The organism is Myxococcus llanfairpwllgwyngyllgogerychwyrndrobwllllantysiliogogogochensis (genome assembly GCF_006636215.1).
GTDB classification, from domain to species: domain Bacteria; phylum Myxococcota; class Myxococcia; order Myxococcales; family Myxococcaceae; genus Myxococcus; species Myxococcus llanfairpwllgwyngyllgogerychwyrndrobwllllantysiliogogogochensis.
Genome location: NZ_VIFM01000167.1, coordinates 1 through 25,661, shown reverse-complemented (window position 1 = coordinate 25,661; position 25,661 = coordinate 1). Strand labels below are relative to the sequence as shown.

Genomic DNA, 25,661 nt, shown 5'->3' with positions numbered 1-25,661 from the left:
GCGGGCTGGGGGGACTGACGGCGGCGGCCCTGCTGGCGCGCGGCGGCTGCGCGGTGACGCTGTACGAGCGTTCCAAACACCTGGGAGGACGCGCGCAGACATCGGACGTGGAGGGCTTCCGCTTCAACCTGGGGCCGCACGCCCTCTACCGCGCGGGAGCCGCAATGCGGGTGCTCGGGCGCCTCGGGGTGAAGCCCCAGGGCGGAATCCCTGGCCAGTCGGGCGCGGCCTACGCCCTGCGCGCGGGCCGGCTACACACCCTGCCTCGTGGCCCCGTGTCGCTGATGACCACGGATGTGCTGAGCCTGCCCGGCAAACTGGAGATGGCCCGGCTCCTCGCGAGCCTCCCCCGAATCGACCCGGACACCCTGGCGCACGTGTCCCTGCGCGAGTGGCTGAACACGCGCCTGTCTCGCGATGACGTGCGCGCCGTCATCGCCACGCTGGCTCGCGTGGCCACCTACTGCGGAGACCTGGACGCGCTGAGCGCCCAGGTCGCGGTGACGCAGCTCCAGCTCGCGCTCGAGGCGAACGTGCTCTACCTCGACGACGGCTGGGCCGCGCTCGTGTCGTCGGTGGAGTCCGTCGCCCGTGAAGCCGGAGTCACGCTGGAACTCTCCGCGCGAGTCGACGGTGTCGTCCTCGAGTCGGGCCAGGTCCAGGGCCTGCGAATGGGCGACGGCACGGTGCGCGCCGCGGACGCGGTGGTGCTGGCCGGCAGCCCGGGCGACGTGTCCAGCCTCCTGCCCGAAGACACCGTGCTCGCGCGAGAGGCCGCCGAGTCGACGCCGGTGAAGGCCGCCACGCTGGAGCTCGGCCTGTCGCGCCTGCCCAGGCCCGAGGCGCTGTTCGCGCTCGGCATCGATGGTCCGTGGTACGTCTCCGTGCACTCGGCCGTCGCGAAGTTGGGGCCGGAGGGAGGCGCCATGGTGCACGTCATGAAGTACCTCGCGACGCCCGACACCGAGGCGACTGAAGCCGAGCTGGAGGCGGTGATGGACGTGCTGCAACCCGGCTGGCGCGCGCACCTCGTCGCCCGGCGCTTCCGGCCCTCGCTGGTGGTGAGCCACCGGATTCCCACGGCGAAGTCGGGAGGACTCGCGGGCCGCCCGCCGTCGGAGGTGCCTCACGTGCGCGGCCTCTACCGCGTGGGAGACTGGGTGGGCGACGAGGGCCTGCTGGTCGACGCATCCTTCGCCAGCGCGGAGTCGGTGGAGCGCGCGCTGCTGCGCCAGCGCCACGAGGAGCCGCGCCTCGCGGTGGGAGCCTGAGACATGGCGGACCAGGAGCACGGCGCGTTGGCGCGGGCGGCACGGGAGCACGAGCGCTACCTCTGGGGGCTGTGCTACCGCATGACCGGCGTGGCCGCGGACGCGGACGAGCTGGTGCAGGAGACCTTCGCCCGCGCGCTGACCTCCCCTCCAGAGCGTCACGAGGAGCTGCGCCCCTGGCTGACGCGCGTGGCGGTGAACCTCTCGCGAGACGCCCTGCGCCGCCGCCGTCGCGAGGGCTACATCGGGCCGTGGCTGCCCTCGCCGCTGGAGACCGGTGACGAGGAGGTGCCGCCCGCGGTGGAAGCGCGGCTGCCGGGCGGCGGCTCGACGGAGGGCCGCTACGAACTGCTGGAGAGCGTCTCCTTCGCGTTCCTGCTGTCGCTGGAGGCCCTGACCCCCAAGCAGCGCGCCGTGCTGCTCCTGCGCGACGTGTTCGACTCCACCGTGCACGAGGTGGCCGAGGCGCTGGGCATGACCGAGGCCAACGTGAAGGTCGTGCATCACCGCGCCCGAGCGGCCATGGCGGCCTATGACGGCGCGCGCTGCCTGCCGACGAAGGACCTCCAACAACGCACCCGCGCGGCGCTCGAAGGCTTCCTCGGCGCGCTATTGGCCGGAGACGTGGCGGCGGCCGAGGCGCTGCTCGCCCACGACGTGCTGACCCTGACGGATGGGCGGGGAGAGGTGCGCGCGGCCCACGTGCCCCTGGTGGGCCCCAAGCGCGTGCTGACGTTCCTGACGCGACTGATGGAGCAGCGCGGAACTCCTCTCGCGGTGGAACTCCAATGGCTCAACGGCCTGCCCGCGCTGGTGCTGGTGTACCCGCCCGGAAAGGACCCGCTGCTCGCCACGCGCGCGGTGGTGCGAGTGGAGCTGGGCGCGGACGGCCGCATCGCGCACATCCACTCGGTGCTCACCCAGCGCAAGCTCTCCGGCGTGCGCATGCCCACGCCCGCGTGAGTCGAGCGGAGCACCCGGGCGCGGCGACGTCACGCGGCCCGGACAGCAGAAGGCCCTCGCGAACCACCGCGAGGGCCTCGGGGAACGACGTCCTGCCTACCGCGCCGCGCCCAGCGTGTTCCCGGGTGGCGCTGAAGGCGCGCGCGACTCGCGGCGGCGCAACAGCCCCCACACGCCATAGGCCACCAGCGCGAAGCAGCCATACTGCGCGGGCGTCAGGCCGAAGTAGCGCGCGTCCACGTAGTTCATGTCCGTGGCGCGCAGGAAGTCGAAGCTGAACCGGCACGCGGCGTACAGCAGCGAGAGCAGCGGCAGCAGCCGCCCCTTCATCTTCTCCACGTCGCGCAGCGCGTACAGCAGGCCGGAGATGAGGAAGAGGGCAATGGCGTCGTACATGCCCAGGTCGTGCCGGGGCCCGTTGGGGAACGCCACCGCGAGGAAGAAGTCGGTGCGCACGCCCGGATGGTCGTGCACCGCGAAGCAGCCCAGCCGCGCCACCGCCCAGCCCGGCGCCACGCCCAGGGCGAACGCGTCCGCGTAGTCGTTGAAGCGCAGCTTCCGGTGCCGGAAGAAGAAGATGGCCGCGATGATGCCGCCCACCAGGCCGCCGAAGGACGACAGCCCGTCCCACACCTTCAGAATCTGGAGCGGCCCCTTGGCCAGCTCCTCCGGGTGGTAGAAGAACAGGTGCACCCAGTGGCCCACCAGCACGCCCACGCCCACGCCCCAGGGGGCGTAGTCGGCGAGCGGCGTCGGGTCCAACCCTTGGCGCTGCGCCTGGCGACCGAGCAACCGCGCGGCCAGCAGGATGCCCACGGCGACGAAGATGCCGAAGGGCTCGATGGTGAGGGGCCCCAGCTTCAGCGAAGGGGCATGCCAGTAGGGAATCACGTCGATGGCTCCAGGGGGCGTACCGTCCCACCCACTTAATCCGTCGTGGGGGACGTAGGCGAACAATTGTGGGGGCGCGAACTTCCCCCTCCCTCCCCGCCTCCTCCGACACCCCAGGTCGGCTGGCGGACACCGCTCGTGTGACGCTCCGAGCAGTCAGGGGGGCCTCCTTCATACTTCCCGACGCTCCGGAAAGTCCCGTTAGGACCGATTCAGGGGGGCTCGTGCGTCTACAGCATGGAATCCCTGGTTTAATTGTCAGGCCCGTCCTGTCCAATCTCACAATGGGTTCAGGGATTCCTGGAGGAGAGCGCGAAGCCATGGAAGGGCGAACCCCAGCCACCGCAGGTCGGGCGCCAGTGACGGCGACGGGCCGGGGTGTGCGTGGGCTCGCACGCGAGGGCGCGGTGGCGTCCTTGAAGTCCTGGGGAGTCGGGGGCCGGAGGGCTGCCCCACGCAGCGAGGAGGTCTCATGCGCCGGGGTGGAGGACCCGGCTGTTCGGCGCCGCTCAGCGCGCGCCATCCACATCCGCCGGGCTCGCGAGGCTCCGGGCGCGGCGGACGCAGCTTGGGTGCCGGTGGCCCTTGCCTCACGCCGCCAGCGTTGCACGGTCGTTCAAGGAGTAGACAACCCATGAAGTCCTACCTGTTGGTTCCCAAGGAGTCCATCGAAACGCAGGCCCGCGTCGGGCCTCGCGGTACGCAGCAAGGCGAGCGCGTGCTGCCGCGCACCACGGCACTTCGCTTCGCGGTCGCCAACCGCGCACCGGACACCCTGTCGTCGCTGGGCCTGCGCTCGGCCACGCTGCCCGGCCCGCGTCCGGCCGTCAGCGGCCAGGAAGAGCGCAAGCGCGTGGCGAAGGGGTCCAAAATCAAGCGCCCCACCACGCGCGGCGCCGACGCCTCGACGACGCCGCTGCCGGGCTCGCCCGTGACGGAGCAGACCGGCAGCGAGGCGGGCAGCTTCCGCTTCATGCCGCTCATCGGCGCCACCATGGCCCACTTCTACTCGGAGGCCACGGAGGCCGAAGCGCGCGGCGAGCTGTCCGCGGACTTCGAGTTCATCCCCGACGTCGTGCCCCTGTCCTTCCCCGGCCCCGTGTCGGCGGGACAGTCCGGTCCGCGCAACCGGGGCATGAGCTCGCTGGCCGAACGCGAGTGGCCCGAGGAGAGCGGTGTGCCCCTGGCCCACGCCCAGGGCATCCGCGGCGCCGGAGTGTTGCTCGGCGTGCTCGACACCGGCGTGGACGCCGACCACCCCGAGCACGCCGCCAAGGTCATCCAGTTCCGCTACGTGTCGCTGTTCCCCAACTCGCCGCACAATCCGGCACGCGACATCCGCGGCTTCGACCCGGATGGCCACGGCACCCACGTGTGCGGCATCGCCGCGGGCACGCACCACGGCGTTGCTCCGGAGGTCGACCTCTACGTCGCGTCCGTCATCGAATCGGAGACCATCCGCACCAGCCTGGGCCGCGTGGCCGCCGGCATGGAGTGGTTGCTGCACCAGTTCAGCAGCCCGCAGAACGTCACCCGTCCCGCCGTCGTCAATCTCTCGCTGGGCTTCCCGCTCAAGCCGCCGCCGGGCATCTCCGAGGCGGACTACAAGCTCAACCAGCGCGCGCTCCAGACGATGATTCGTCGACTGCTCGACAGCAACGTCCTGCCTGTTGTCGCGGCAGGCAACAGTGGACCCGACACGGTTGGTTATCCAGCCGCCTTTGATGAGTCCCTGGCCGTTGGTGCAGTCGACTTCGAGCGCAACGTGGCTCATTTCTCCGCCAGCGGTGTCGTGGAGCGCCGCGTCGTGCCCGACATCATGGGTTACGGAGTCAACGTGTATTCCAGCACTGAAAGGCGCTGCAACAATCAGGCGTTCTACGAGCGAATGAGTGGCACGAGCATGGCGGCGCCTTATGTAGCGGGTATCGCGGCGCTCTATCGGTGTCGTGCCCCTGACTTGACGGCGCTCGAGGTGCGGGATTTGATTTTGGCCAATGCGGTCAAACTTCCTCGCTCAAGCGGACACCGGACAGGCAAGGGCCTGGCTGTATTCAGGTGACGGCGGTGGGTTGAAGCCGGGGTCGGCGCCAGTGGAGCGCCGGGCCCGGGGGAGGATGAGGCCATGAGCAGAAAGATTGGCGAGCCGGGGGACGGCTTCGCTGCGGGCATGCCCCGCGTCTCCTCGGCGGTCCGTCCGCTGCCCGGCATGGCCGGGGCGAGGACGCAGCCGGAGTGGATAGACATCACGGTGATGCCTCGCGAGGAGCCCAAGGCGCCTCGAGGGCACACCCCTGTCCGTCCTCCGCCCTTGTCACGGGCGGAGGTCCAACGGGCCGGGCTGGCGGAGAGCGCTCGCTTCCACGAGAGCTTCATGCGCTGGCTCGAGGCGCACCACCTCCTGGGCTCCGTGCGTTCGGTGAGCGAGCCGGGCTCGTTGCCCATGCTCCACCTGCGCTGCGCGCCGCGCGTGCTGGACCAGCTGCGGCGTGCTCCGGAGTTCGAGGCGGGCGCGATGATGCCCGTCGACCTCTACTAGCGGTGGGTGCCCCTCGCCGTGCACCCCTGGTCTGGGCTCCCCATCCGATGCTGCGGAGGGCGGCCCGCGGTGGTTTGTCCCACCATGCGCGATGCCCGTGGGCTGCTCGCGCGGGAGAAGGGGAGGGGACGTCGTCGCCTCCTTTCCGGGAAACGCACGGGCTCTCCGCTTCTTCCTGATTAACGTAGAAAGTCGCGATTCTCATGTCATCCCGCAATCGCCCCGCGGGGCATGTGGGCGTCGTGGGGCAGTCGAAAGAGGACAACGGCCGGGCTGGGGGTGGCTTCCAGTCGCCAGTGGCGAGGGGCGCGGGGAGAAAGATGTTTCGACTGAGGACCGAGGCCTTCATCGATGCGCCACCCGAGGCGGTGTGGGCGGTGCTGGGAGACTTCGCCCGCTATCCCACGTGGAACCCGTTGATGGTGGAGGCGCGAGGGCGGGTGGAGCGCGGGGCGCACGTGAAGATGAAGGTCCGCCCGCCGGGGGGACTGGGGCAGGTGTATGGCTTCACGGCGACGATGACGCGCGTGGAGCGGCCGGGGGCGCTCGAGTGGACGGGCGGCATTCCGGGCGTGATGCATGGGCGACACTTCTTCCTGTTGTCCGCCGAGGGCACGGGGACGCGGCTGGTCCACGGTGAGGACTTCAGCGGCGTGGTGACGTGGGTGGCGGGGCGCATGCTGAAGACGCTCCAGTCCTCCTATGAGGCGCTGAACCGCGCGCTGGCGGAGCGGGTGAAGGCGGAGCTGGCGAACCCCTCCGTGTCCACGTTGGCCTGAGCGCGTTCGTCCGCGTCCAAGGCGGCGCGCTCATCAAGAGGTGACGTGAGCGGCTCCGTCGTGTCGCCCGGTGCGTGAGGCTCCGCGGGTGGTCTTCCGCCCCACTCCCGCGCGGACGCGCCCACGCGTGGCGCCATGCTCCGTCGTGTTTCGTGCAGTGACGCGTGGACACATCGCGCGCGTGTATCGCCTGGACGACGCGTGCGCGCTCGACGCGCGTGTCACCCGGTCCCAAGTCCGCCCGGCGTGCAAATCCTCAGTGGCCCGATTCGCGGAAGAGGGCATGCATGGATGGACGACGTCGGCTGCGCGTAGGTGCCATGGCGATGTGCGTGGCCTGCGCGGGCCTGGTGGGCGGCGCGGGTTCCGCTCGGGCGCAGTCGCCCGAGGATGACGGGCCGGGTGAGGTGCTGTCGGAGGAGCAGTTGGAGCAGCTGCTCGACACGCCGGCGGAGCAGCCGTCGGGCGCGGAGCTGTCGGTGGTGTCCTTTGGGCCCGAGCAGCTCGCGCCCTACTTCGCGGAAGGCGTACTCGCCAAGGCGCGGGCCGAGCTGCGCCGGGGTCGCCATGCTCGCGCGCGTGCGCTGCTCGAGGACGAGGAGCCCACGCTGCCGGTCCGCTTCCTGCGTGCGCAGAGCTCGATGTTCGCTCGGGACTACGCCACCGCCGCGGATGAGTTCGCCGCGCTGGCCGTCGACTACGTCCCGCTGAAGGACCACTGCCTGCTGTGGGCGGCGCAGGCGAATGAGAAGTTGCGGCGGCTGGAGCTGGCGGCGTCGCAGTACCGCGAGGTGAGCGCGGGCTCGCCGCTCTACGCGGAGGCGCGCTTCAGTCTGTCGCGTGTCCTACAGCGTCGGAAGGACATCCCTGGCGCGCTGCAGGCGCTTCAAGAACTCATCGACAGCCGACAGGCGCGTGGGCCGGATGCGCTGCGGATGAAGGCTCTGCTGGCCATCTGCGACCTGGCGCGCGTCCAGGGGCTCTACAACGTCGAGCACCGCGCGCTCCTGGAGGTGTGGGCCACCAGCCCCCTGTCGCGCGAGGCGCAGCGTGCCCGGCAGCGGTTGCAGGGCCTGCCGTTGCCCACCAAGTGGAAGGTGCGCCGGGGAGAGGCGCTGGTGGAACTGCACCGTCACGCCGCCGCGATGGACATGCTGTGGGGAGTGATGTCCTCGGTGGACCTGCCCGACGAGCTGTCCTGTCGCGCGCACCTCGCCTACGGGCGCGCGTTGCGCAAGGACCGGCAGCACCGCCGCGCCATCCAGCTCCTCTCGCCCGTGGCGGAGAAGTGCATGTCCGCCGAGCAGCGGCCCCAGGCCCTCTACGTGCTGGGCTACTCGCAGTCGGTGGTGGACCCCAAGGCCGCCATCAACACCTATGCGACGCTCGCGCGTGACTATCCCGAGCACGGCTATGCCGATGACGCCCTGTTCTTCGAGGCGTGGCTCCTCCAACGTACGGGCCAGCTCGACAACGCCTTGGCGCGTTACGAGGAGACAGCGCGGCGCTACCCGGGAGGCAACTTCGCGTCGGAGGCGCTCTTCCGGGCCTTCTGGCTGCACTCCCGGCGAGAGGCTCCCGCCGAGGCGCTGGCCGCCCTGGAGGCCGTGGAGAAACTGCCCGCGGCGTCGCGCACGGACGAGGCGCTGTGGCGCTCCCGCTACTGGCGCGCGCGTGTGCGGGAGCCCGTGCCCCTGACGAACGCGACGGCGCTCGACGACTACGAACAACTGGCCACCGAGCGACCCGCGACCTGGTACGGAATGCTGGCGCGCTCGCGGCTGGCGTTACTGGCGCCGGAGCGACTGACACGCCTGGCGCCGCCTCCCGGGGCCGGTGGTGACGTGCCGCCGCCGGACGAGGTGTGGCCGCTACCGCCTGGGCCGCTGCGCCATGACGCGCGCTTCGCGGCGGGGGTGGAGCTGATTCGTCTGGGGCAGCCAGGGGCGGCGGAGGAGCTGCTCGCGGTGAACTCGCGGGGGCTGGCCGAGGCTCCCGCGCGCCTGCTCTACCAGACGGTGCTGCGCACGGGGCGCAAGCGGGCCGCGCGGCAGGTGGCGCGCGAGTCACTGCGTCAGGAGGTTCAGGGTCCCCTGAGCGCGGCATCGCGTCCCGTGTGGGAGGCGACGTGGCCGCTGGCGTTCAGGAATGTCATCCAGCGCTACGCTCGCGCCTCCAAGGTGGACCCGGACCTGATGCAGGGCCTCATCCGCGAGGAGAGCCGCTTCCGTCCGCAGGCACGCTCGGCCACGGGGGCGCTGGGGCTCGCGCAGCTCATGCCCGCGACGGCGAGGCAGGTGGCCAGCTCGCTGAAGCTGGGCGAGGTGGGGGAGGCGGCGCTGCTCCAGCCTTCGCAGAATGTCCGGCTGGGCTCGGCCTACCTGGGGCAGTTGCTCAACCGCTTCGGCGGCAACATGGCGTACGCGGTGGCCGCCTACAACGCGGGGCCCGGCGCGGTGGACCGCTGGCGTCATGCGCTGCCACAAGCCGAGCTGGACGAATGGGTGGAGCACATCGCCTTCGACGAGACGCGCGAGTACGTGAAGCACGTGCTCGGCAGCTACGGCGCCTACAAGCTGCTCTACAAGGGCGAGCCCGTGCTGCTGCACCAGACGCGCGTGGGCGACGTCAGCCGAAGGTAGAGGGCGAGGGCCTGTCGCGTCCGCATGTCGCGGGCGCGTGCTCCGCCAGTCCTGGCGAAGGAGCCGCGACGTCGCGAGGTGCCCGGCTCGTCGGCTCCGGCGAAGGAGCCGCGACGTCGCGAGGTGCCCGTCTGGTCGAGCCCAGCCCGAGCGCGAAGCGTCTGCTCCGTATGGAGCACGACGCGTGCGTCGGGCGACCCGTGCGAGCCGCGTCCCCACGCCCGCTGGGGACACGGCCCGGAGCGGCCTAGAAGTTGAGGCCGCCGTCCACGTCGATGGTGCGGCCGTTGAAGTAGTCGCACTCAAGGATGAACTTCACGGCCAGCCAGATATCCTCGGGCAGGCCGATGCGGCCCACGGGAATCGAGGCCACCAGCGCGTCGCGGGCCTTCTGGTTCATGCCCTGCGTCATCGGCGTCTCAATCATGCCCGGCGCCACCGCGCCCACGCGGATGCCGAAGGGGCCGAACTCGCGCGACCACGTCACCGTGTTCGCCGCGAGCGCCGCCTTGGCGGACACGTAGTTGGACTGACCGCGGTTGCCGTGCCGGGCGATGGACGACATGTTGACGACGACGCCGTTGCCCTGGTCCGTCTCCACCATCTTCGCCACCACCTCGCGCACCATCAGCGTGGCGCCCGTGAGGTTGACGCCGATGACGGTGTTCCAGTCGGCGGTGGACAGCTTCTTCACCTGTCCCGTGGTCCGGTCCTTCTTCACCAGCAGCGCGTCGCGCAGGATGCCTGCGTTGTTGATGAGGCCGTTGAGCCCGCCCATCGCGCCGTGCGCCCAGCTCACGAAGGAGACGATGTCGTCCTCCGAGGACACATCCAGCTTGCGGCGGTGGATGCCCGCGGGCAGCGCCGCAAGCTTCTCCTCGTTGACGTCGCCCACGGCCACCTGCGCGCCCGCCTCCACCAGCCGCTGCGCGAAGTGCGCGCCCATGCCCTGGGCACCACCCGTCACCACCACCTTCAGGTCCTTGAGCTGCATGTGTCTGTCTCTCCGGTGTGTTGGGAGCGGCTGGGGAACCCGTGGGCGCCGTGCCGCCGTTGAAACCCGCCGCGCAGGCTACGCAACCCGGCCCTCCCTGGCCAGCGCCGAAGGAGTTGAAACCTGAATCGGTATTCAACTCAGGCGGGAATGAAAACGCCGCGTCGGGAACTCCGACGCGGCGCGGCACGGCCTTGGTGTGTCAGCGCGGGGCTACAGGGCGCCGGAGATGACGGCGCCCAGCCGGCGCATGCCCTCGACAATCAGGTCGGGCGGCCGGTTGGAGTAGTTGAGGCGGATGAACTCCGAGCGCGGGTTCATGGCGAAGAAGGGGCTGCCCGGGACGAAGGCGACCTTCTGCTCGACGGCTCGGGGCAGCAGGGTGTCGCCGCTGATGCCGGGGGGCAGCTTCGCCCACAGGAACATGCCGCCGTCGGGGTGCGTCCAGCTCATGCCCTCGGGCATGTGCGCCTTGAGCGCGTCCAGCATGGTGTTGGCGCGCTCCCCGTAGACCGGGCGCAGCGAGTCCAGGTGCTTGTAGTAGTCGAAGTTCTGCAACAGCTTCACCACGGCGCGCTGGGCGACGGTGGCGGTGTGCAGGTCGGTGGACTGCTTGGCGATGGTGAGGCTGCGCACGAAGTCGCGCGGGCCGGCCACCCAGCCGATGCGCAGGCCCGGGGCCAGCGTCTTGGAGAAGGTGCCCAGCGACACGACGACGCCCTGGTCGTCGAAGGCGGCCAGCGACGGCAGGTGCTCGCCCCGGAAGCGCAGCTCGCCGTACGGGTCGTCCTCGAGGATGAGGAAGCGGTGCTGCTGCGCCAGCCGCACCAGGGCCTTGCGGCGCTCCAGCGCCAGCGTGGTGCCCTTGGGGTTCTGGAAGTTGGCGACGACGTACAGCATCTTGGGCTTGTGCGTGGCCAGCACGCGCTCCAGGTCGTCGATGCGCATGCCGTCGTCGTCGCTCTCGACGGTGGCGAACTTCGCCTCGTAGCCGCCGAACGTCTGCAGCGCCGCGAGGTAGCTGGGGTTCTCCACGATGACCAGGTCACCCGGGTCCAGGAGCACCTTGGCCACCAGGTCGATGCCCTGCTGCGAGCCGTTGGTGATGAGAATCTGGTCCGCGTCGCACACGCGGCCCGCGCGAGCCAGGTGCGTGCAGATCCACTCGCGCAGCGGGGCGTAGCCCTCCGTGGTGCTGTACTGGAGCGCGGCGCGGCCTTCCTGGGCCATGACCTGGGCGTGCGCCTCGGCGATGGCCTCCAGGGGGAAGAGCTCCGGGGCGGGCAGACCGCCAGCGAAGGAGAGGATGTCCGGGCGCTCGGCCACCTTGAGGATTTCGCGCACCGCGGACGTCTTGATGCGCGACATGCGTTGGGCGAGTCGCCAGACCGGTGGCGGGGGAAGGGGTGCGCTCATGGCGTCGGCGCTCATCTTTCACTCTCCTTGGCGAGCTCGGGAGGCACGCGGACATGCGTGTCCTCCTTGATGGAAGACAGGACGATGGTTGTCTGGGTACGGGTGACGCCCGCGATGGTGCGCAGCGTCTCCACGAGGAGCGAGTCGAGCGTCCGCGTGTTCGCCGTCTTGACCTTCACGAGGTACGAGTCCTGCCCGGCGACGCGGTGGCACTCCAGCACGTCCGGCAGCGCGAGGACCTTCTTGGCGAAGCCCTCGAAGTACTTCGGATGCTCGATGCTCACCCCGATGAAGGCGGTGATGTCCTTGCCCAGCTTCGTCGCGTCGACGCGCGCCGCGTAGCCGGTGATGACGCCCCGCTCCTCCAGCTTGCGGATGCGCTCGGCCACCGCTGGCTGGGACAGCCCCACCGCTCGGGAGAGCTCCAACTGCGTCGCGCGGCCGTCGCGCTGCAGCAGGTCCACCAGGCGGAAGTCGAGCTCATCCAAGGGCATGGGCGGGATGGACCTTATTTTTATAAGTGCCTTGAGGTTTCGACAGCTAAATTAAATTTGGCATGCAAAATAAGCAAGTGGGGCGAAATCGCAAGTCCGAATGACGTGGGAGGGCGCTCGGAGGGCAGATTGCTCACGGGGAGTCAGGGGCGCAGGGGGTTGTCTGCACGCGGGGTCTGGTGCGGGCATTCGCCTCGCGGGTGATGCGTGGAGCGCGGCCTCGACGGGCGGACCCGGAGGCGGGCGTCACAGGTGCGGCGGGGCCCTTCCCTTGCGGAGGAGCCCCTGGACCGCGGTCAGCCGTTGTAGCTGCAGAGCCACTTGTTGAACGGCGTGCGCTGACACTCGCACTCGCCTTCCGCGCCGTCGTTCCAGGTGCAGTGGGTGACCGCGCCAGGGCGACAGAAGGTGCCGACGAGGGACTCGCAGACGCCGGCGAGTTCGGAGGACACCTGCTCGGTCTGCACGCTGTTCTCGGCGCCTTCCGAGAGCGCCTCGTCGCCCGCTTCGATTCCACCACACGCCGACAGACTGAAGGCCAGGACCACCATCCAGATTGCTCGCATGACTACCTCCATGGTTTCGCGCGAAATGCTCGAAACGCAGGGTTAGCTTATCTGGAGGGGACAGGACTGGGCAGAGGGGCGCTGGGACGCCGCGCGGGCGCGGAGGGCCGAGCGGCGCGGTGCACTGGCCCGAAGAGCGTCATTCGAAACGAATGACCGAATCACTTGAGATGCTCTTCACGGAGTCAGTCGATGGGTGTTTCGCGGGGGAGCTGGCGCACGGAGTGGCCCTTCTTCTGGAGGAGGGCGACGATGCCCTCGGGGCCGACGACGTGGCCGGCGCCCACGACGACCAGGTGCACGCGGGGCTCGGTGAGCAGGGCTTCCAGGCGTGAGGCCATCTGCACGTTGCGCTCGAAGAAGACGCGCTCGTAGACAGGGCGGTAGGTGGTGTCCTTGGCGCCTTCGAGGAGGAGGCCCGCCATGCCGTCCGCGTCGCCGGCCTTCCAGGCGGAGGTGAGCGCCTCGACGATTTCACCGGGGCCCTGTTCGCGGCGGAGCTGGTCTCGGAGCATGAGGTCCTGGAGGTTGTCGGGGGTGCCGGAGAGCATGCGGAACTGAGCTTCGGCGGTCTCCAGCTCCAGCACCTGCTTGTGGGCGGCGTGGGCGCGGTCGAGGAAGGCTCGGTCCACGCCGTGGCCCTGCTCGTAGCCTGCGGCCTTGAACTCCAGGTTGTTGAGGACGATGCCGGCGAGCCAGGGGCGCAGGCGCTCCAGTCCCTGGGGTTGTACGCCCAGGCGCGTGGCGGCGCGGCTCAAGAGGTCGCGGGTGCTGGGGTCCAGGCGTTGGGAGAGGCTCTGTCCTTCGGGGAAGGTGCCCAGCTCGCGCACGAGCTTCTGCATGGCGGCCTCGTCCGTCCGAGTGGTGTCCACCTCGACAGCGAGGACGTGGGCCTTGGTGAAGGCGGACTCCATGGAGGAAGGCAGGGTGAGGGCGCCGGCCTTGCCCATGTGGATGGAGCCGACGAGGTACGCGGTGCCGCCGCGCGGGTCCTTCACTTCCCACAGGAAGGCGTTGCCCGTGTCGACCGGGGTGTACTTCTTCGCGGCGGGCGTGGAGGCACAGCCCGCGCCGAGCAGGGCGACGAGGAGCAGCGACAGCGGCAGGGACGACGGGCGCTTCATGGAGTGGGCTCCCCCAGGATGGTCCACGCATCGAACCATTCGGGCACCTGCCGCGTCGAGGTGTGATGCCTCGGGTCAGTCCCGCTTCAAGATGACGCCGTCGTCGCTGATGGCGTAGCTCGCGCCGGGGTCCATGACCTCGGGCTTGAGGCCGCAGCGCTCTGCTTCGTTGGGCGTGAAGTGGACGAACGTCATCCGTTCTCCACGCACCAACCAGGCGTCATAGGTGTCGAGCGAGTGCAGGCACCGGGTCATGGCATCGGCGTCCTTGGGCGGAGACGTTCCCGGATGCAGGTAGTCCTCCAGGGCGATTTGGAGCGCCTTGAGCTGGTGGCCCTCCACGATGATGGAGGCGTCCCTGGTCCAGGAGGGGAACTGGATGCTGTTGGCGACTTCGGGGGGCGCGAGGGGTGCTTGAGGGCGTGCGCGCGAGAGATGGCAGCCCCCCAGCGAGAGCGCGAGCACGCAGAGGGTGAAGGGCTTCATCCGGAGGAGCCTCGAACGGGTAGGAGTGGGTTCCGCCGACATGGAGCCTTCATTAGAGCCTCACGCCATCGAGTGTTTGCAGGACGGCGAGGAGCGCCTCCTCGGTGGTGCCGGTGCGCTTGGCGACGGCGGGCGCCGAGTAGGTCACGGCCGCGGTTTCCGGAGGTGAATCCACCATCGTCTCCACGGTGATGCGGCTGGTGCCTGGCCAGGGCGCGGCGAGCAGCTCCTGTCGTCTGCGGGTGGGGTCCAGGAAGGTGAAGCAGGGCCAGGACGGGAGCTTCAGTGTGTCGACGTCACAGTCGACGAAGCGGCAGGCGTCGAGTCGTGCTCCGGAGAAGTCGCAGTCCTCGATGCCGCCCAGTGCCTTCTCCGCCTCCTCTTCGAAGGGCCAGCGGCCGAATTCGTTCCCGCTCATCGTGCCGGTGAAGCGGCAGCCCTTCAGGAACGCCCTGTACCAGCGGAGGTTCTTGAGCTCCTGCTTGACCTCGATGACGCAGTCGATGAGCCGTGGCCGGATGAGAATCAGGTTCCGGGCCGTGACCCTTATCGTCACGGTGCAGCCGCGAAGGGTCAGGTTCGGGCCGAGGAATGCGATGTCCTCACGACCGAGGACAATTCGCTCGTTCTCTATGACCCTGTTCTCGATGTTGAGCTGAGCCATCCGTGCTCTCTTGGGTTAGAAGCCAATCATCCGGAAGAAGATGCTCGCCATGCGTTGCCCGTGGAGCGCGAGGTTGGAATCCGTTCCCGAGAGAATCTCGTACCTGTAACCCGTAGTGGGATCAATCGCGTCGACGCCTCGATTGCTCCAGCGCAGTTGCTTGAATTGGGCTTTCAGTTGGTCCTCCACAAACCGTCCTCGAGCCTGTCGCTCGAGGAGACGTGCCAGCCAGTGCGCTCCTTTCGCGAGGGCCGCGCGAATGGCTTCATCCTCCTTCGGTGTGAGGTTATTGGGCCCCCAGCGTTGGGCGAGGCGCAGTGCCGCGGCCTGAAGCTGGTCCCCGACCGGGTCGCTCTTGGGGATGGCGTTGGCGGCCTTGCCAGCGGGCACATGCCCGCGCTGCCCGTTGACGACCACCTGCTGATTTCCTCCCTGATGTTGGACGAGGACTCGCGCCGTCGAGCCCGTCGTCGCGGGAGGCACCGTGGCTTGCGCGCCAGGCCTGCGCGCCAGGATGGAGAAGGTGCCCTCGGAAGTCGCCGCCACCGACTCCACTTCGGCTAGCGTCGCGAGCCTAGCGCCTCCTTGGGCCTCGGCCTGCGCGGCGGCCTGGGCGTATCCGGGCAGCCCCGGCATCTTCTTGGAGAGCTTCGCCGCGCCAACGCCCACCGCCGCTGTGACGAGCATCACCAGCACCCGCGCGGTGTTCTCACCCATCACCCGGCCGTAGGTCTCCCCGGCGTCCTCCAGTTCCCCGAAGGTGGTGGCCCGGCCCGATTCCTCCATCAGCCGAGTCCAGCCCTGCATCAGCCCCCAGACGGTGTCGACGCCCAGCCACGCCAGCAGGCCCACCGTCAGCACCGCCCCCACGCCCTTCGAAATCGGCTCGGGTAATGCCCAGAGCACGAAGTAGAGCGTGGCGGACCACAACACGAGCGACAGCACCGCCGCGGGGTCCGCCATGTCCCGGAGCGAGTGCCGCGTCTCCTCCAGCACCGAGCCCATCGCGAGCGCCAGCGCCACCGCGTACCGGTCCTCACTACCCAGCACCGGGCCGTCCACCAGCAGGCGCAGGCAGTCCCCGCCACCCTGCGCACGCTGACACCAGCGCAGGTACTCCCGCTTCAGCTCCGCCTCCCCCTCTGTCGTCGGGCGCACCTCGATAGGGGCCATCCGGTAGATGCGTCCGCCGCCCCCTTCTGGAGGGCTCGCGGGCTCGGAGTCCGGTACACGCTCGAGGAGTTGCCGTACGGCCTCGGGCGATACACGCCCGGGACGAACCTCACGGGCCAGTCGCGTGACGGCCCGGGTGAACGCCTCCTTGTCCAACTCCACGGGCTCCGTGTCGGTGCCGCCGATTGGACCGACCCGTTGCGAATACCAGGCGTCTGGAGCGCCTTCACTGGAGACCGTGCGCGGGACCCGCGCCGCACCCCCACAGGCGGTCATCAAAGCGAGCAAGAAGGCACCAGCCCGACGGAGCACCATGCGTCTCCCTTCAGCGGCGAGGACCTCCGACGCTACGAGGAACGCATTTCCACCACGAGGACGTTGCGCGTCGCGCCACCTCGCCAGAACGGATGTTCTTACAGGGCGGTGAGCACCCCACTGACCCCCGCGCCATTCGGGGTACGCTCCGCCGAGTGGAGACATGAGGTCTCCAGGTGACGCCCTGCGTCGCCCACAGTCCATGACGCGCGGAGCCATTCTCCGCGCTTTGACAACCCCGTCGAGCGGGTGCTACCGCTAGGTGAAACATGAATCGGCCTTCAACTTCTCCAGACCGCTCCGGACCCGTCACGCCGCGAGGACAGCGGACGCGTGCGAAGCTGCTGAAGGCCGCCGAGTCGGTCTTCGGAGAGAAGGGCTACGAGCGCGCCTCCATCGCGGACATCACCCGCAAGGGCGGCGTGGCGCTCGGCACGTTCTACGTCTACTTCCCGGACAAGCAGTCCATCTTCGTCGAGGTCGTCGACGACCTGGGCACCCGCCTGCGCCGCCTCATCGGTGAGTCCACCGCCGCGTGCGACAGCCGCATGGACGTGGAGCGCGAGGGCCTTCGCACCTTCTTCCAGTTCGTCCGCCAGCACCCCAACCTCTACCGCGTCGTGCGCCAGGCCGAGTTCGTCGACGCCGACTGCTACCGCCGCTACTACGACCGCTTCGCCAAGGGCTACGTCAACGGCCTGTCCATCGCCATGGACGCGGGCGAAGTGCGCCGCATGGACCCGGAGGCGCTCGCCTACTGCCTGATGGGCATCGCCGACTTCCTCGGCATGCGCTGGGTCCTCTGGGAAGAAGACCCGGGCCTGGAGCGCGTGCTCGACACCGCCATGGGCCTCATCCGCCACGGCCTGGATGCCCGCTCGGCCGCTCCCGCGCGCAACAGCGTCAAGTCCACCCCCTCCAAGGCGAGCCCCGCGAAGGCCGCCCCCGCCAAGAAGAAGAACACCCTGCGTCCCGCGCGCCGCCCGGCGCGGAGCGCCCGGAGCTGAGAAGACCGCACATGCGATACGCGCAGATCCTCGCCACTGGCCGTTACGTCCCCGAGAAGGTCCTCACCAACGCGGACGTCGAGAAGATCCTCGGCGAGCCAGTGGACGAGTGGCTCCAGCAGAACGTGGGCATCAAGGAACGCCACGTCATGGCCGACACCGAGGCCACCAGTGACCTCTGTGTCGCCGCCGCCCGTCAGGCCCTGGAGCGCTCCGGGACGAAGCCCGAGGAGCTGGACCTCATCATCGTCGCCACCGACACGCCCGACTACCTGAGCCCCGCCACCTCCTCCGTGGTGCAGGCCAAGCTGGGCGCCGCCAACGCCGGCACCTACGACCTCAACTGCGCGTGCGCCGGGTGGGTGACAGCGCTGGACGTGGGCTCGAAGACCCTCGCCGCGGATGACGGCTACCACCGCATCCTTGTGGTCGGCGCGTACGGCATGACGCGCTACGTGAACTGGAAGGACAAGAAGACCTGCACCCTGTTCGCGGACGGCGCGGGCGCGGTGGTGCTCGGCGCGGGAGACAAGCCCGGCTTCATGGGCGCGCGGCTCCTGGCCAATGGCGAGTACCACGACGCGCTCGGCATCTACACCGGCGGCACCCACCGTCCCGCCACCGCGGAGACGCTGCCCCTCACCGGTGGCAAGCCCGCCGTCCAGTTCGTCCGCAAGTTCCCTGCCACGTTCAACACCGAGCGCTGGCCCATGCTGTTGGACCAGCTCCTCAAGAAGCAGTCCCAGACGCTGGACGACGTGAAGCTCTTCGTCTTCACCCAGCTCAACCTGCGCACCATCGAGGCCACGATGAAGGTGCTCGGCCAGCCCATGGCCAAGGCGCACTACACGATGGACAAGTGGGGTTACACCGGCTCGGCCTGCATCCCGATGACGCTCGATGACGCCGTCGTCCAGGGCAAGGTGCGACGGGGCGACCTGGTGGCCTTCTGTGCCAGCGGCGGTGGTCTCGCCATGGCCTCCGCCCTCTACCGCTGGACGGCCTGAGTCTTGGAGGCGCGCATGTTCATCGGCGACTGGATGGGGCGGGGCGCCCTGTACTGGCCCGAGCACGTCGCGGTGGTGGACACGGCCAAGGGTGACGCCGGCCGCTTCACCTACCGTGCCCTGAACACGCGCGCCGAGGCGCTCGGCGGCTGGCTGCGCGACGTGGCCGGCGTGAAGCGCGGCGACCGCGTGGGCATCGTCGCCCACAACGGCGTCGAGTACCTGGATGCGCTCTACGCCTGCGGCAAGCTGGGCGCCATCTTCGTCCCCTACAACTGGCGCCTGCACGCGACCGAGCTGACGGACCTGGTCCGCGCCATCCGCCCGCGCGTGCTCCTCTTCGGCGACGACTTCCGCGACGCCGTGGCCCAGGTGCGCGAGAGCGTCGGGGGCTCGCTCAGCCTCGTGTCCCTGGAGTCGCAAGGGCTGCCGGGCGCAGCCGCGTACACGGACGTCCTCGCGCACCGCTCCGCCGAGCCCGTGAAGAACGACACGGTGTCCGAGGAGGACACCCTGTGTCTGCTCTTCACTGGCGGCACCACGGGCCGCTCGAAGGGCGCGTGCATCAGCTACCGCATGGTGGCGTGGAACACGCTCAACACGCTGGTGCATGAGCTGCGCCCCGGCGACGTCACGGTGACGCACACGCCCATGTTCCACACGGGCGGGCTGCTCGTGTACTCGGTGCCGTTGCTCACCGCGGGCGGCACCATCGTCATCATGCGCAGGTGGGACCCCGAGGAGCTGCTCACGCTCATCCCGCGCGAGAAGGTGTCGCTCTTCTTCGCGGTGCCCACTCAATACCAGCAACTGCTCGACTCGCCGCGCTTCGCCACGACGGACTTCTCCACCGTGCGCTTCATGACCAGCGGCGGCGCGGCGCTGCCCGTGCCGCTGATTCAAGCGTGGCAGGCCGTGCACGCGGTGCCCTTCAAGCAGGGCTTCGGGATGACGGAGTTCGGCCCGGGAATCTTCAGCATGGGGCCCGAGTTCGCGGTGTCGAAGGCGGGCTCCATCGGCCGCCCCAACTACTTCATCGCCGCGAAGCTGGTGGACGACGACGGCCGCGAGGTGCCCACGGGCGACGTGGGTGAGCTCCTCCTCAAGGGCCCCTCCATGTGCTCGGGCTACTTCGAGGACGAGGCCGCCACGCGCGAGGCCATCGACCCGGATGGCTGGTTCCACACCGGCGACCTGGCTCGCAAGGACGCGGACGGCTTCTTCACCATCGCGGGTCGCAAGAAGGACATGTTCATCTCCGGCGGAGAGAACGTGTACCCGCTGGAGCTGGAGTCGGTCCTCTACGAGCACCCCGCTGTGCAGCAGTGCTCGGTCATCGGCATGCCCGATGCGAAGTGGGGCGAGGTCGGCCGGGCCTTCGTGGTGCTCAAGCCCGGAGAGGCCTGCTCCACGGAGGTGTTGATGGAGCACCTGCGCGGGAGGCTCGCGCGCTTCAAGGTGCCCAAGCGGGTGGAATTGGTGGAGCGCCTGCCCATCTCCGCGGCGGGAAAGATTCTCAAGCGCGAGCTGCGCGAGGCGGCCATCGCCGCCGATGCGGAGGGCCAATGACACCCTCCGTGTCCGACGCGCCGCGCTGAGCCATTCACGGAGGGCCCTGGAGTCAGGCCCTTCGCATTGACGACTGTCGTCACATCCCGGCGGTGACGCCGGAGGGAAGAGGAGCACTCACATGAAGAAGAAGCTGCTGTCCGCGGTCATGGTTTGCGCGCTGGGCCTCGTAGGCTGCGGAGATGATGACGACAAGGACCCGCCCGTCGAGGCGCCCAAGCTGAACAGCTCCGCCAACATCCTCGCGTTCCTCGAGGGCAAGACGCTGCTGATGGAAGGGGCCAACATCCCCAGCCACCCCAACGGCTACAACGAAGATGTCGACTATGGCGCGGTGTCCCAGTGTTACCAGAAGGTCACCATGTCGGTGGCTGGCGGCAACTTCAAGGTCGACAGCGTCCCGGGCACCATCGCCGATGGCGCCTGCAACCATGACGCGCCGAAGAACCCGCTCTCCTTCACCTCCACCACCGTCCTCATCGAGAACGTGGCGGCGGACGGAAGCTGCTTCGACGTGACGTTCACCTTCCCGGGTGGACTGGTGCAGGAAGGTCGCGGTGGATTCACCACCGACCAGAAGACGCTCAAGCTGGAGCTCTTCTTCAAGAACCAGTCGACGGGCAGCCGCTGCGCCAATGGCGCGGTGGGCACGTCGAGCTCCGTGACGCTCAACGGCACTGCCTTCACGGGCAACGCCGTGCAGACGTACGCCGTCCGGTAGCCCGCCTCACCTCGTGCCGGAGGGAGGGCGCGCTCCCGCCCTCTCCCTGGACGAAGGACTGGACGCGGGCACCGTTGCCCCGTCCGAGGAGCACGGCGGTACGCAGCGCCAGCGACAGTGGTGACATCCGAGCCCGGTGCACCGGGAGTGCCCCGCGCGCGGGGCCGAGGTGGATATGACGGGAAGTGGGTTTGAAGCACGCGAGACGCTGCGCCGAGGCGCGAGGGTGCTCGCGGCGCTGGGGCTCGTGGGACTGGCGACGCCGGCCGCCGCGCAGAGCACCCCCGTGCCAGGGTTGTACGCCGAGTGGCTGGAGGCGAAGGACCGCGAGGAGGACGCCGAGCCTCGCGAGCTCACGCTCATCAACTACTTCTTCACCCGCGTCTCCATGACGAACCAGGTCGGTGACCCGGCGGGCCTGCGCGGCGTGTCGCTGGGGCCCATCGGCTCGCCGGTGGGCAGCGCGGTGAGCACCGAGTCGGGCCGCTCCGCGTACTTCATCGAGCAGCGCTGGATTCCCGTCATCGAGTACAGCCCCTTCTTCGTCGACGGGCTGGCGTCCTTCCGCGCGCAGTTCGAGGTGGACTTCCTCTGGGGTCGCTCGGCCAACACCATTGGCCAGAACGAGGGCGGCGGCTTCAACGCCGACCAGGTGAACATCCAGACGAAGAACGTCAACGTCGCCATCTACCCGACGCGCAATCCCAGCCAGCTCACGCTGCTCGTGGGCACGCAGCCCGTCTACGACAACGCCCATGACCCGACGCGCACGCCGCTGTCGGACCTCACGCGCACCGGCTACAAGCTGGCCTTCCTCGGCAGCGACGCGACGGGCCTCTCCATCTTCAGCGGAATCAAGGGCAACGCGCGCGTCAGCCTGATGCCGCTGGGCACCGCGCAGGCGGACCGCGCCACGAAGAACGACCCGCGCCTGAAGTACATCTGGCTGGCGATGGCGGACTACGTCTACCCGGTGCGCCCCAACACCAACGTGGGCGCGTCGTTCTGGTACCTGAACGACGACACCAAGGGTGATGCGTACGCCTTCGAGGGCCTGGTGAAGAGCGGCCCGTCGTCCTCGGGCCTGCCCGGCTTCACCGGCACCGCGCGCTTCAACATCAACCGGCCCACCGGCAGCGTCTTCTGGGCGGGTGCGCACTTCAATCACAACATCGACTTCCGCAACGGCCGGCTCGGGGCCTCTGGCTTCGTCATGTACAACGGCGGCAAGTACGAGAGCGACGACCCGGAAAACTCGGTGCTCGACGAGCTGAACATCTCCGGCGTGTCCGCCAACCTGGAGGTCATGTACCAGTGGGGCCGTGGCCCCGGTGACGTCATCACCGTGGAGGGCATGTTCTCCTCGGGTGACTCCAATCTGGAGGACGACAAGTACACGGGCGCCTTCACGCTCAACCAGTACGGCCTGCCGGGCGCGGTGTGGTTCAACCACAAGATGCTCATCCTGTTCCCCTTCACCAGCACGGTGAACAACTACACGGGCGCGGTGACGGACATCTCCAACCAGGGCTACGGCCTGCGCGCGGGCATCGCCTCGGCGGCGTGGGACATCATCCCCAACAAGCTCAACCTCAAGGTGGCCACGGGCCTGGCCAACGCGGGGGCGGACCCGGCGCGCTGGGTGGCCGACGTGCGGCGCGGCCGGTTCATCGGCGCGGAGGTCAACGCGGAGCTGCGCTACCACCTCCGCTACCTGATGACCGTGGGTCTCCACGGCGGCTACCTCTTCCGCGGCAGCTTCTACGACGGTGCGACCACCGTGCGGAGCGACCCGTGGGCGGCCTTCACCACCTTCACCTGGTACGCGTTCTGACCATGAGCTCCTCCCGCGCTTTCACCGCGTTGCTCCTCGCGGCGGGGCTGTCCTCCGCCGGTTGCGTGCGCTCGTATGCTGGCGAGTCCGCGCTGTCCTTCCAGGACCTCGACTACTCCACCGAGGGCACGAAGCAGCCCTGGCCCGTGCACCGCGCCGCGCTGCCGGACGTCACCGCCCGCTACAAGCTGGCCACCGAGCTCCACGTCGCCTACGTGGACCTGCCGGCGTCGTCGCCGGACGCGAAGACGGTGGTCTTCGTGCACGGCCTGGGCTCCTATCTGAAGTTCTGGCGGGCGCAGTTGGACGTGTTCCAGGCGCAGGGCTACCGCGTCATCGCGGTGGACCTGCCCGGCTTCGGCAAGTCCGACAAGCCGGCGACCTTCCCGTACACCATGGAGGCGATGGCGGACGTGGTGCATGAGCTGACGCGGGGGCTGGGCGTGGACAAGCCCATCCTCGCGGGACACTCGATGGGTGGGCAGACTTCGCTGTCGTACGCCATCCGCTATCCGGAGTCGCTCAGCGCGCTGGTGCTGGTGTCGCCGGCCGGGTTCGAGAAGTTCAGTTGGAAGGAGAAGGCGTGGTTCGCGCGGGTGATGAGCGCGGACTTCATCAAGTACGCGCCCGAGGCGAACATCTGGGGCAGCGTCCGCCAGGGCAACTTCATGCACTGGGGGCCACAGCTCGACTGGCTGGTTGAGGAGCGCGTGCGGCTGGCGAAGTCGCCCGAGTTCGACTCGTACGCCTATGCCAACGTCCGCACGGTGCGGGGGCTGGCGCACAACGACTTCGTGCGTGAGAGCCTCCAGCACGTCACGGTGCCCACGCTCATCGTCTACGGCACGGATGACCGGCTGATTCCCAACCCGTTCCTCCACGGCGGCGAGGCGCGCGACATCATGGAGTACGGCGCGTCCCGAATCCCCGGGGCCGCGCTGGCGCCGATGAAGGGCTGTGGCCACACGGTGCAGCTCGACTGCCCGGCGCCGTTCAACGAGACGGTGCTCGCGTTCCTGAAGGACCCGGAGGCGGCGAAGCCCTTCGTCCCGAAGGAGGAGCCGAAGGACAAGGCACCGAAGCCGGGTGAGCCCGCGCCGGTGCCGGGGGCTCCAGGGAACCAGCCCTCGCCCACGCCCGCGCAGAACGATGCGCCGGCTCCGTCGGATGGACCGAGGCCGTGAGTGCGTCGGCGCCGCCGCATCCTCGGTGGGATGTGGCGGCGGGTGGTGCTCGCGAGGAGACGCGTCGTGCTGGATGCGTGACGGTGTTGGCGTGGATGCGAGGTCGTCGTCCGGTGCTCGCGACATGGGGACGGCCTCATCCTCGGTGTGGATGAGGCGCGTCGCCCCGGCCCGTGACGCGAGGACGGCCACATCCACTCCCCCACGGCGTGGATGGGCCGTCGACCGGCGCCCTCGGTGACGAAGGTGCCGGAGCTCGCTGTCACGGTGCTGTCGAAGGACGAGGCGCTTCCGTCCTTCCTGCTGTGATGCCGAACCGGCCCGTGACTCCCGGCGGCGCCTGGACGTCGGCGTGCCGGGAGCCCGTGGCGCGTGCCCTACGGAATGGTGTGGTTGCGCACCATGCTGTACTGCACCGCCGCCGTCAGGTCCTTCGAGTTGAAGTGCCCGTAGGGATACGCCGAGTAGACCTTCTCCCCATTCTGACCGGGGATGTGGGAGGTGTACTCGCCGTAGACGATGCCTCCGTAGTTGATGATTTCATCGGCCGTGGAATAGATGCTGTAACGGTAGGCGCCCTCGTAGCCGCTCGTGGAGCGCAGGTTGTCCAGGTACGCGGAGCGCCCCATCACCAGGCCGAAGTAGAGGTAGCCCGGATACAGGCCGTTGGTGGAGCCGCACGTCGGAGTCGACGGGCCCGTCTGGTAGCAGGACGTGAGGCCCAGGTTCGCGCCGGCGATTCCGACGAAGGTGTCCACCGAGCCGGTGAGCGCCGCGCCGACGTTGTACGCGCCGCCGTTGGCCGAGTCATTCGCCGAGCCGCCGAGGATGGCCTTGCGCGCGAGCGTCACGCCCATGGAGTGGGTGATGATGTCCACCTTCGTCGCGCCGGTGTACGCCTTCACCGCCTCGATGAACTTGCGCACCTTCATGACGTTCGTCTTCGAGTGGTACTGGACCGCGGTCTGCATGATTTCCGCGGGGCCCCACGTCGTCGCGTACAGCTCGCTCGGCTTGTAGCCGTTGGCGAGGAAGTACTCGATGGAGGCGTTCCAGCCCGACTGGCCGGCGGTGCCGGTGCCCACGGCCTTGTCGGAGTTGCCGTGGATGAAGATGACGGGCGTGTTCACCACGGTGTCGGTGCCGCTCGCCTTGCCGCCGAAGCTGCCGCCGACGAGGTCGGCGCGGGGGAAGTCGTAGCTGTCGTAGCCGTTGGCGGAGAGCCACTGACGGAAGTGCGTGGTGAGGCCCGCGGTGGAGACAGCGGCGGACTCGGTGGTGCCGAGCTGCTCGGCGGCGGGGGCTTCGGGAGCGAGTGATTCCTCGTGCTCGGGTCCGCAGCCAGTGAGGGCGCCGACGAGCAGCGGGGCCATGAGGAACAGCGAATGCCGCAATCGCATGGAGGACTCCTTCTGTTGTGGGGGATGCGCGCCCGGACCAATGAAAGTCATCGGGCGCGAGACACAGTGTAGAGACATCTCGTGCGCGCGTCGCCCGCCACGTGAACGCTCATTCACGTTGTCGCGCTGCGTCGCGTGATACTCACGGGGACATGAGCGCACGCAAGGTCGTCATTCCGAAAGCCGGTGGATATGGGCAGCTCCGACTTGAAAACCTGAATCAGCTTTCACCTGGGCCGGGGGAGGTGGTGGTGGCCACCGAGGCCATCGGGGTGAACTACGCGGACTGCGTCATTCGCATGGGCCTGTACGCCTCCGCGAAGGAGTATGTGGGGTGGCCGATTACCCCCGGCTTCGAGTTCGCGGGCACGGTGCAGTCGGTGGGGGCCGGTGTGGAGGACCTTGCGCCCGGGGCGAGGGTGTTCGGGGTGACGCGGTTCGGCGGGTATGCGACGCACGTCGCGGTGCCACGGCACCAGGTGTTCGCGCTGCCGTCGAAGCTGACGATGGAGCAGGCGGCGGGATTTCCGGCGGTGTTCCTGACGGCGTACTACGCGCTGTTCGAGCTGGCGCATCCGAGGCCGGGGACGAACGTGCTGGTGCACTCGGCGGCGGGCGGGGT

Annotated in this window: 23 protein-coding genes; 13 read left to right on the top strand and 10 right to left on the bottom strand. The window is 69.1% G+C overall.

All coding sequences use genetic code 11. The annotated features are described in order from the left end of the window. On the top strand, window positions 1-1,271 hold a 1,271-nt coding region (locus FJV41_RS32155; RefSeq protein ID WP_141646419.1), incomplete at its 5' end, for a phytoene desaturase family protein. Between the two features lie 3 nt (window positions 1,272-1,274). Then, on the top strand, window positions 1,275-2,234 hold the full coding sequence (locus FJV41_RS32150; RefSeq protein ID WP_141646418.1) for a sigma-70 family RNA polymerase sigma factor: 960 nt from the start codon (window positions 1,275-1,277) through the stop codon (window positions 2,232-2,234). A gap of 96 nt (window positions 2,235-2,330) precedes the next feature. Here the strand turns inward: FJV41_RS32150 and FJV41_RS32145 are convergent, their stop codons facing one another. Then, window positions 2,331-3,125, bottom strand: coding sequence for a prolipoprotein diacylglyceryl transferase (locus FJV41_RS32145; RefSeq protein ID WP_141646417.1), 795 nt, complete (start codon window positions 3,123-3,125; stop codon window positions 2,331-2,333). A gap of 634 nt (window positions 3,126-3,759) precedes the next feature. On the opposite strand from FJV41_RS32145, the gene popC reads away from it, so the two are divergent. From popC to FJV41_RS32125, 4 genes are all read left to right on the top strand, one after another. After that, entirely contained in the window at window positions 3,760-5,187 is a 1,428-nt protein-coding gene (gene popC / locus FJV41_RS32140) for a subtilisin-like protease PopC (protein ID WP_141646416.1), read from the top strand. A gap of 63 nt (window positions 5,188-5,250) precedes the next feature. Then, a complete protein-coding gene (gene popD, locus FJV41_RS32135; protein WP_141646415.1) occupies window positions 5,251-5,664 on the top strand; it encodes a PopC secretion inhibitor PopD in 414 nt (137 codons plus the stop codon). Between the two features lie 320 nt (window positions 5,665-5,984). Beyond that, on the top strand, window positions 5,985-6,443 hold the full coding sequence (locus FJV41_RS32130) for an SRPBCC domain-containing protein (RefSeq protein WP_181791070.1): 459 nt from the start codon (window positions 5,985-5,987) through the stop codon (window positions 6,441-6,443). Window positions 6,444-6,730: 287 nt separating this feature from the next. Further along, a complete protein-coding gene (locus FJV41_RS32125) occupies window positions 6,731-9,085 on the top strand; it encodes a transglycosylase SLT domain-containing protein (RefSeq protein WP_141646413.1) in 2,355 nt (784 codons plus the stop codon). Window positions 9,086-9,332: 247 nt separating this feature from the next. Here the strand turns inward: FJV41_RS32125 and FJV41_RS32120 are convergent, their stop codons facing one another. From FJV41_RS32120 to sitA5, 8 genes are all read right to left on the bottom strand, one after another. Further along, window positions 9,333-10,079, bottom strand: a complete 747-nt coding sequence (locus FJV41_RS32120; protein ID WP_141646412.1) for an SDR family oxidoreductase — start codon at window positions 10,077-10,079, stop codon at window positions 9,333-9,335. Between the two features lie 213 nt (window positions 10,080-10,292). Next, complete coding sequence (locus tag FJV41_RS32115) at window positions 10,293-11,510, bottom strand: aminotransferase-like domain-containing protein (RefSeq protein WP_141646411.1); 1,218 nt, start codon at window positions 11,508-11,510, stop codon at window positions 10,293-10,295. After that, a complete protein-coding gene (locus FJV41_RS32110; RefSeq protein ID WP_141646410.1) occupies window positions 11,507-11,989 on the bottom strand; it encodes an Lrp/AsnC family transcriptional regulator in 483 nt (160 codons plus the stop codon). Before FJV41_RS32110 ends, FJV41_RS32115 begins: the two co-directional genes overlap by 4 nt. A 296-nt stretch (window positions 11,990-12,285) precedes the next feature. Further along, window positions 12,286-12,555, bottom strand: coding sequence for a hypothetical protein (locus tag FJV41_RS32105; RefSeq protein ID WP_141646409.1), 270 nt, complete (start codon window positions 12,553-12,555; stop codon window positions 12,286-12,288). Window positions 12,556-12,740: 185 nt separating this feature from the next. Next, a complete protein-coding gene (locus FJV41_RS32100; protein WP_246137560.1) occupies window positions 12,741-13,679 on the bottom strand; it encodes a TraB/GumN family protein in 939 nt (312 codons plus the stop codon). A gap of 75 nt (window positions 13,680-13,754) precedes the next feature. Further along, window positions 13,755-14,165 (bottom strand): hypothetical protein, encoded by a 411-nt coding sequence (locus FJV41_RS32095; RefSeq protein WP_141646407.1) that lies wholly within the window; start codon window positions 14,163-14,165, stop codon window positions 13,755-13,757. Between the two features lie 52 nt (window positions 14,166-14,217). Further along, window positions 14,218-14,829, bottom strand: coding sequence for a hypothetical protein (locus tag FJV41_RS32090; RefSeq protein WP_141646406.1), 612 nt, complete (start codon window positions 14,827-14,829; stop codon window positions 14,218-14,220). A gap of 15 nt (window positions 14,830-14,844) precedes the next feature. Next, complete coding sequence (sitA5, locus tag FJV41_RS32085; protein ID WP_438616767.1) at window positions 14,845-16,317, bottom strand: SitA5 family polymorphic toxin; 1,473 nt, start codon at window positions 16,315-16,317, stop codon at window positions 14,845-14,847. 269 nt (window positions 16,318-16,586) lie between these two features. On the opposite strand from sitA5, the gene FJV41_RS32080 reads away from it, so the two are divergent. The 6 genes from FJV41_RS32080 (at window position 16,587) to FJV41_RS32055 (ending at window position 23,639) form a co-directional block, all read left to right on the top strand. Beyond that, window positions 16,587-17,324: a TetR/AcrR family transcriptional regulator gene (locus FJV41_RS32080; protein ID WP_141646404.1), complete on the top strand. Its 738-nt coding sequence runs from the start codon at window positions 16,587-16,589 to the stop codon at window positions 17,322-17,324. 11 nt (window positions 17,325-17,335) lie between these two features. After that, on the top strand, window positions 17,336-18,331 hold the full coding sequence (locus FJV41_RS32075) for a 3-oxoacyl-ACP synthase III family protein (protein WP_141646403.1): 996 nt from the start codon (window positions 17,336-17,338) through the stop codon (window positions 18,329-18,331). A 15-nt stretch (window positions 18,332-18,346) separates the two neighbouring features. Continuing rightward, on the top strand, window positions 18,347-19,900 hold the full coding sequence (locus tag FJV41_RS32070) for an acyl-CoA synthetase (RefSeq protein WP_141646402.1): 1,554 nt from the start codon (window positions 18,347-18,349) through the stop codon (window positions 19,898-19,900). 121 nt (window positions 19,901-20,021) lie between these two features. Further along, window positions 20,022-20,621: a hypothetical protein gene (locus FJV41_RS32065; protein WP_141646401.1), complete on the top strand. Its 600-nt coding sequence runs from the start codon at window positions 20,022-20,024 to the stop codon at window positions 20,619-20,621. A gap of 175 nt (window positions 20,622-20,796) precedes the next feature. After that, window positions 20,797-22,455 (top strand): hypothetical protein, encoded by a 1,659-nt coding sequence (locus FJV41_RS32060; protein WP_141646400.1) that lies wholly within the window; start codon window positions 20,797-20,799, stop codon window positions 22,453-22,455. 2 nt (window positions 22,456-22,457) lie between these two features. Next, window positions 22,458-23,639 carry an alpha/beta fold hydrolase gene (locus tag FJV41_RS32055; RefSeq protein ID WP_141646399.1) on the top strand — a complete coding sequence of 394 codons (1,182 nt, stop codon included), beginning with the start codon at window positions 22,458-22,460 and terminating at the stop codon, window positions 23,637-23,639. 377 nt (window positions 23,640-24,016) lie between these two features. On the opposite strand, the gene FJV41_RS32050 is transcribed toward FJV41_RS32055, so the two are convergent. Continuing rightward, complete coding sequence (locus FJV41_RS32050) at window positions 24,017-25,039, bottom strand: alpha/beta hydrolase family protein (protein ID WP_141646398.1); 1,023 nt, start codon at window positions 25,037-25,039, stop codon at window positions 24,017-24,019. Between the two features lie 152 nt (window positions 25,040-25,191). On the opposite strand from FJV41_RS32050, the gene FJV41_RS32045 reads away from it, so the two are divergent. Further along, window positions 25,192-25,661: alcohol dehydrogenase catalytic domain-containing protein (locus FJV41_RS32045; RefSeq protein ID WP_181791068.1), on the top strand; the 470-nt coding region annotated here is incomplete at its 3' end.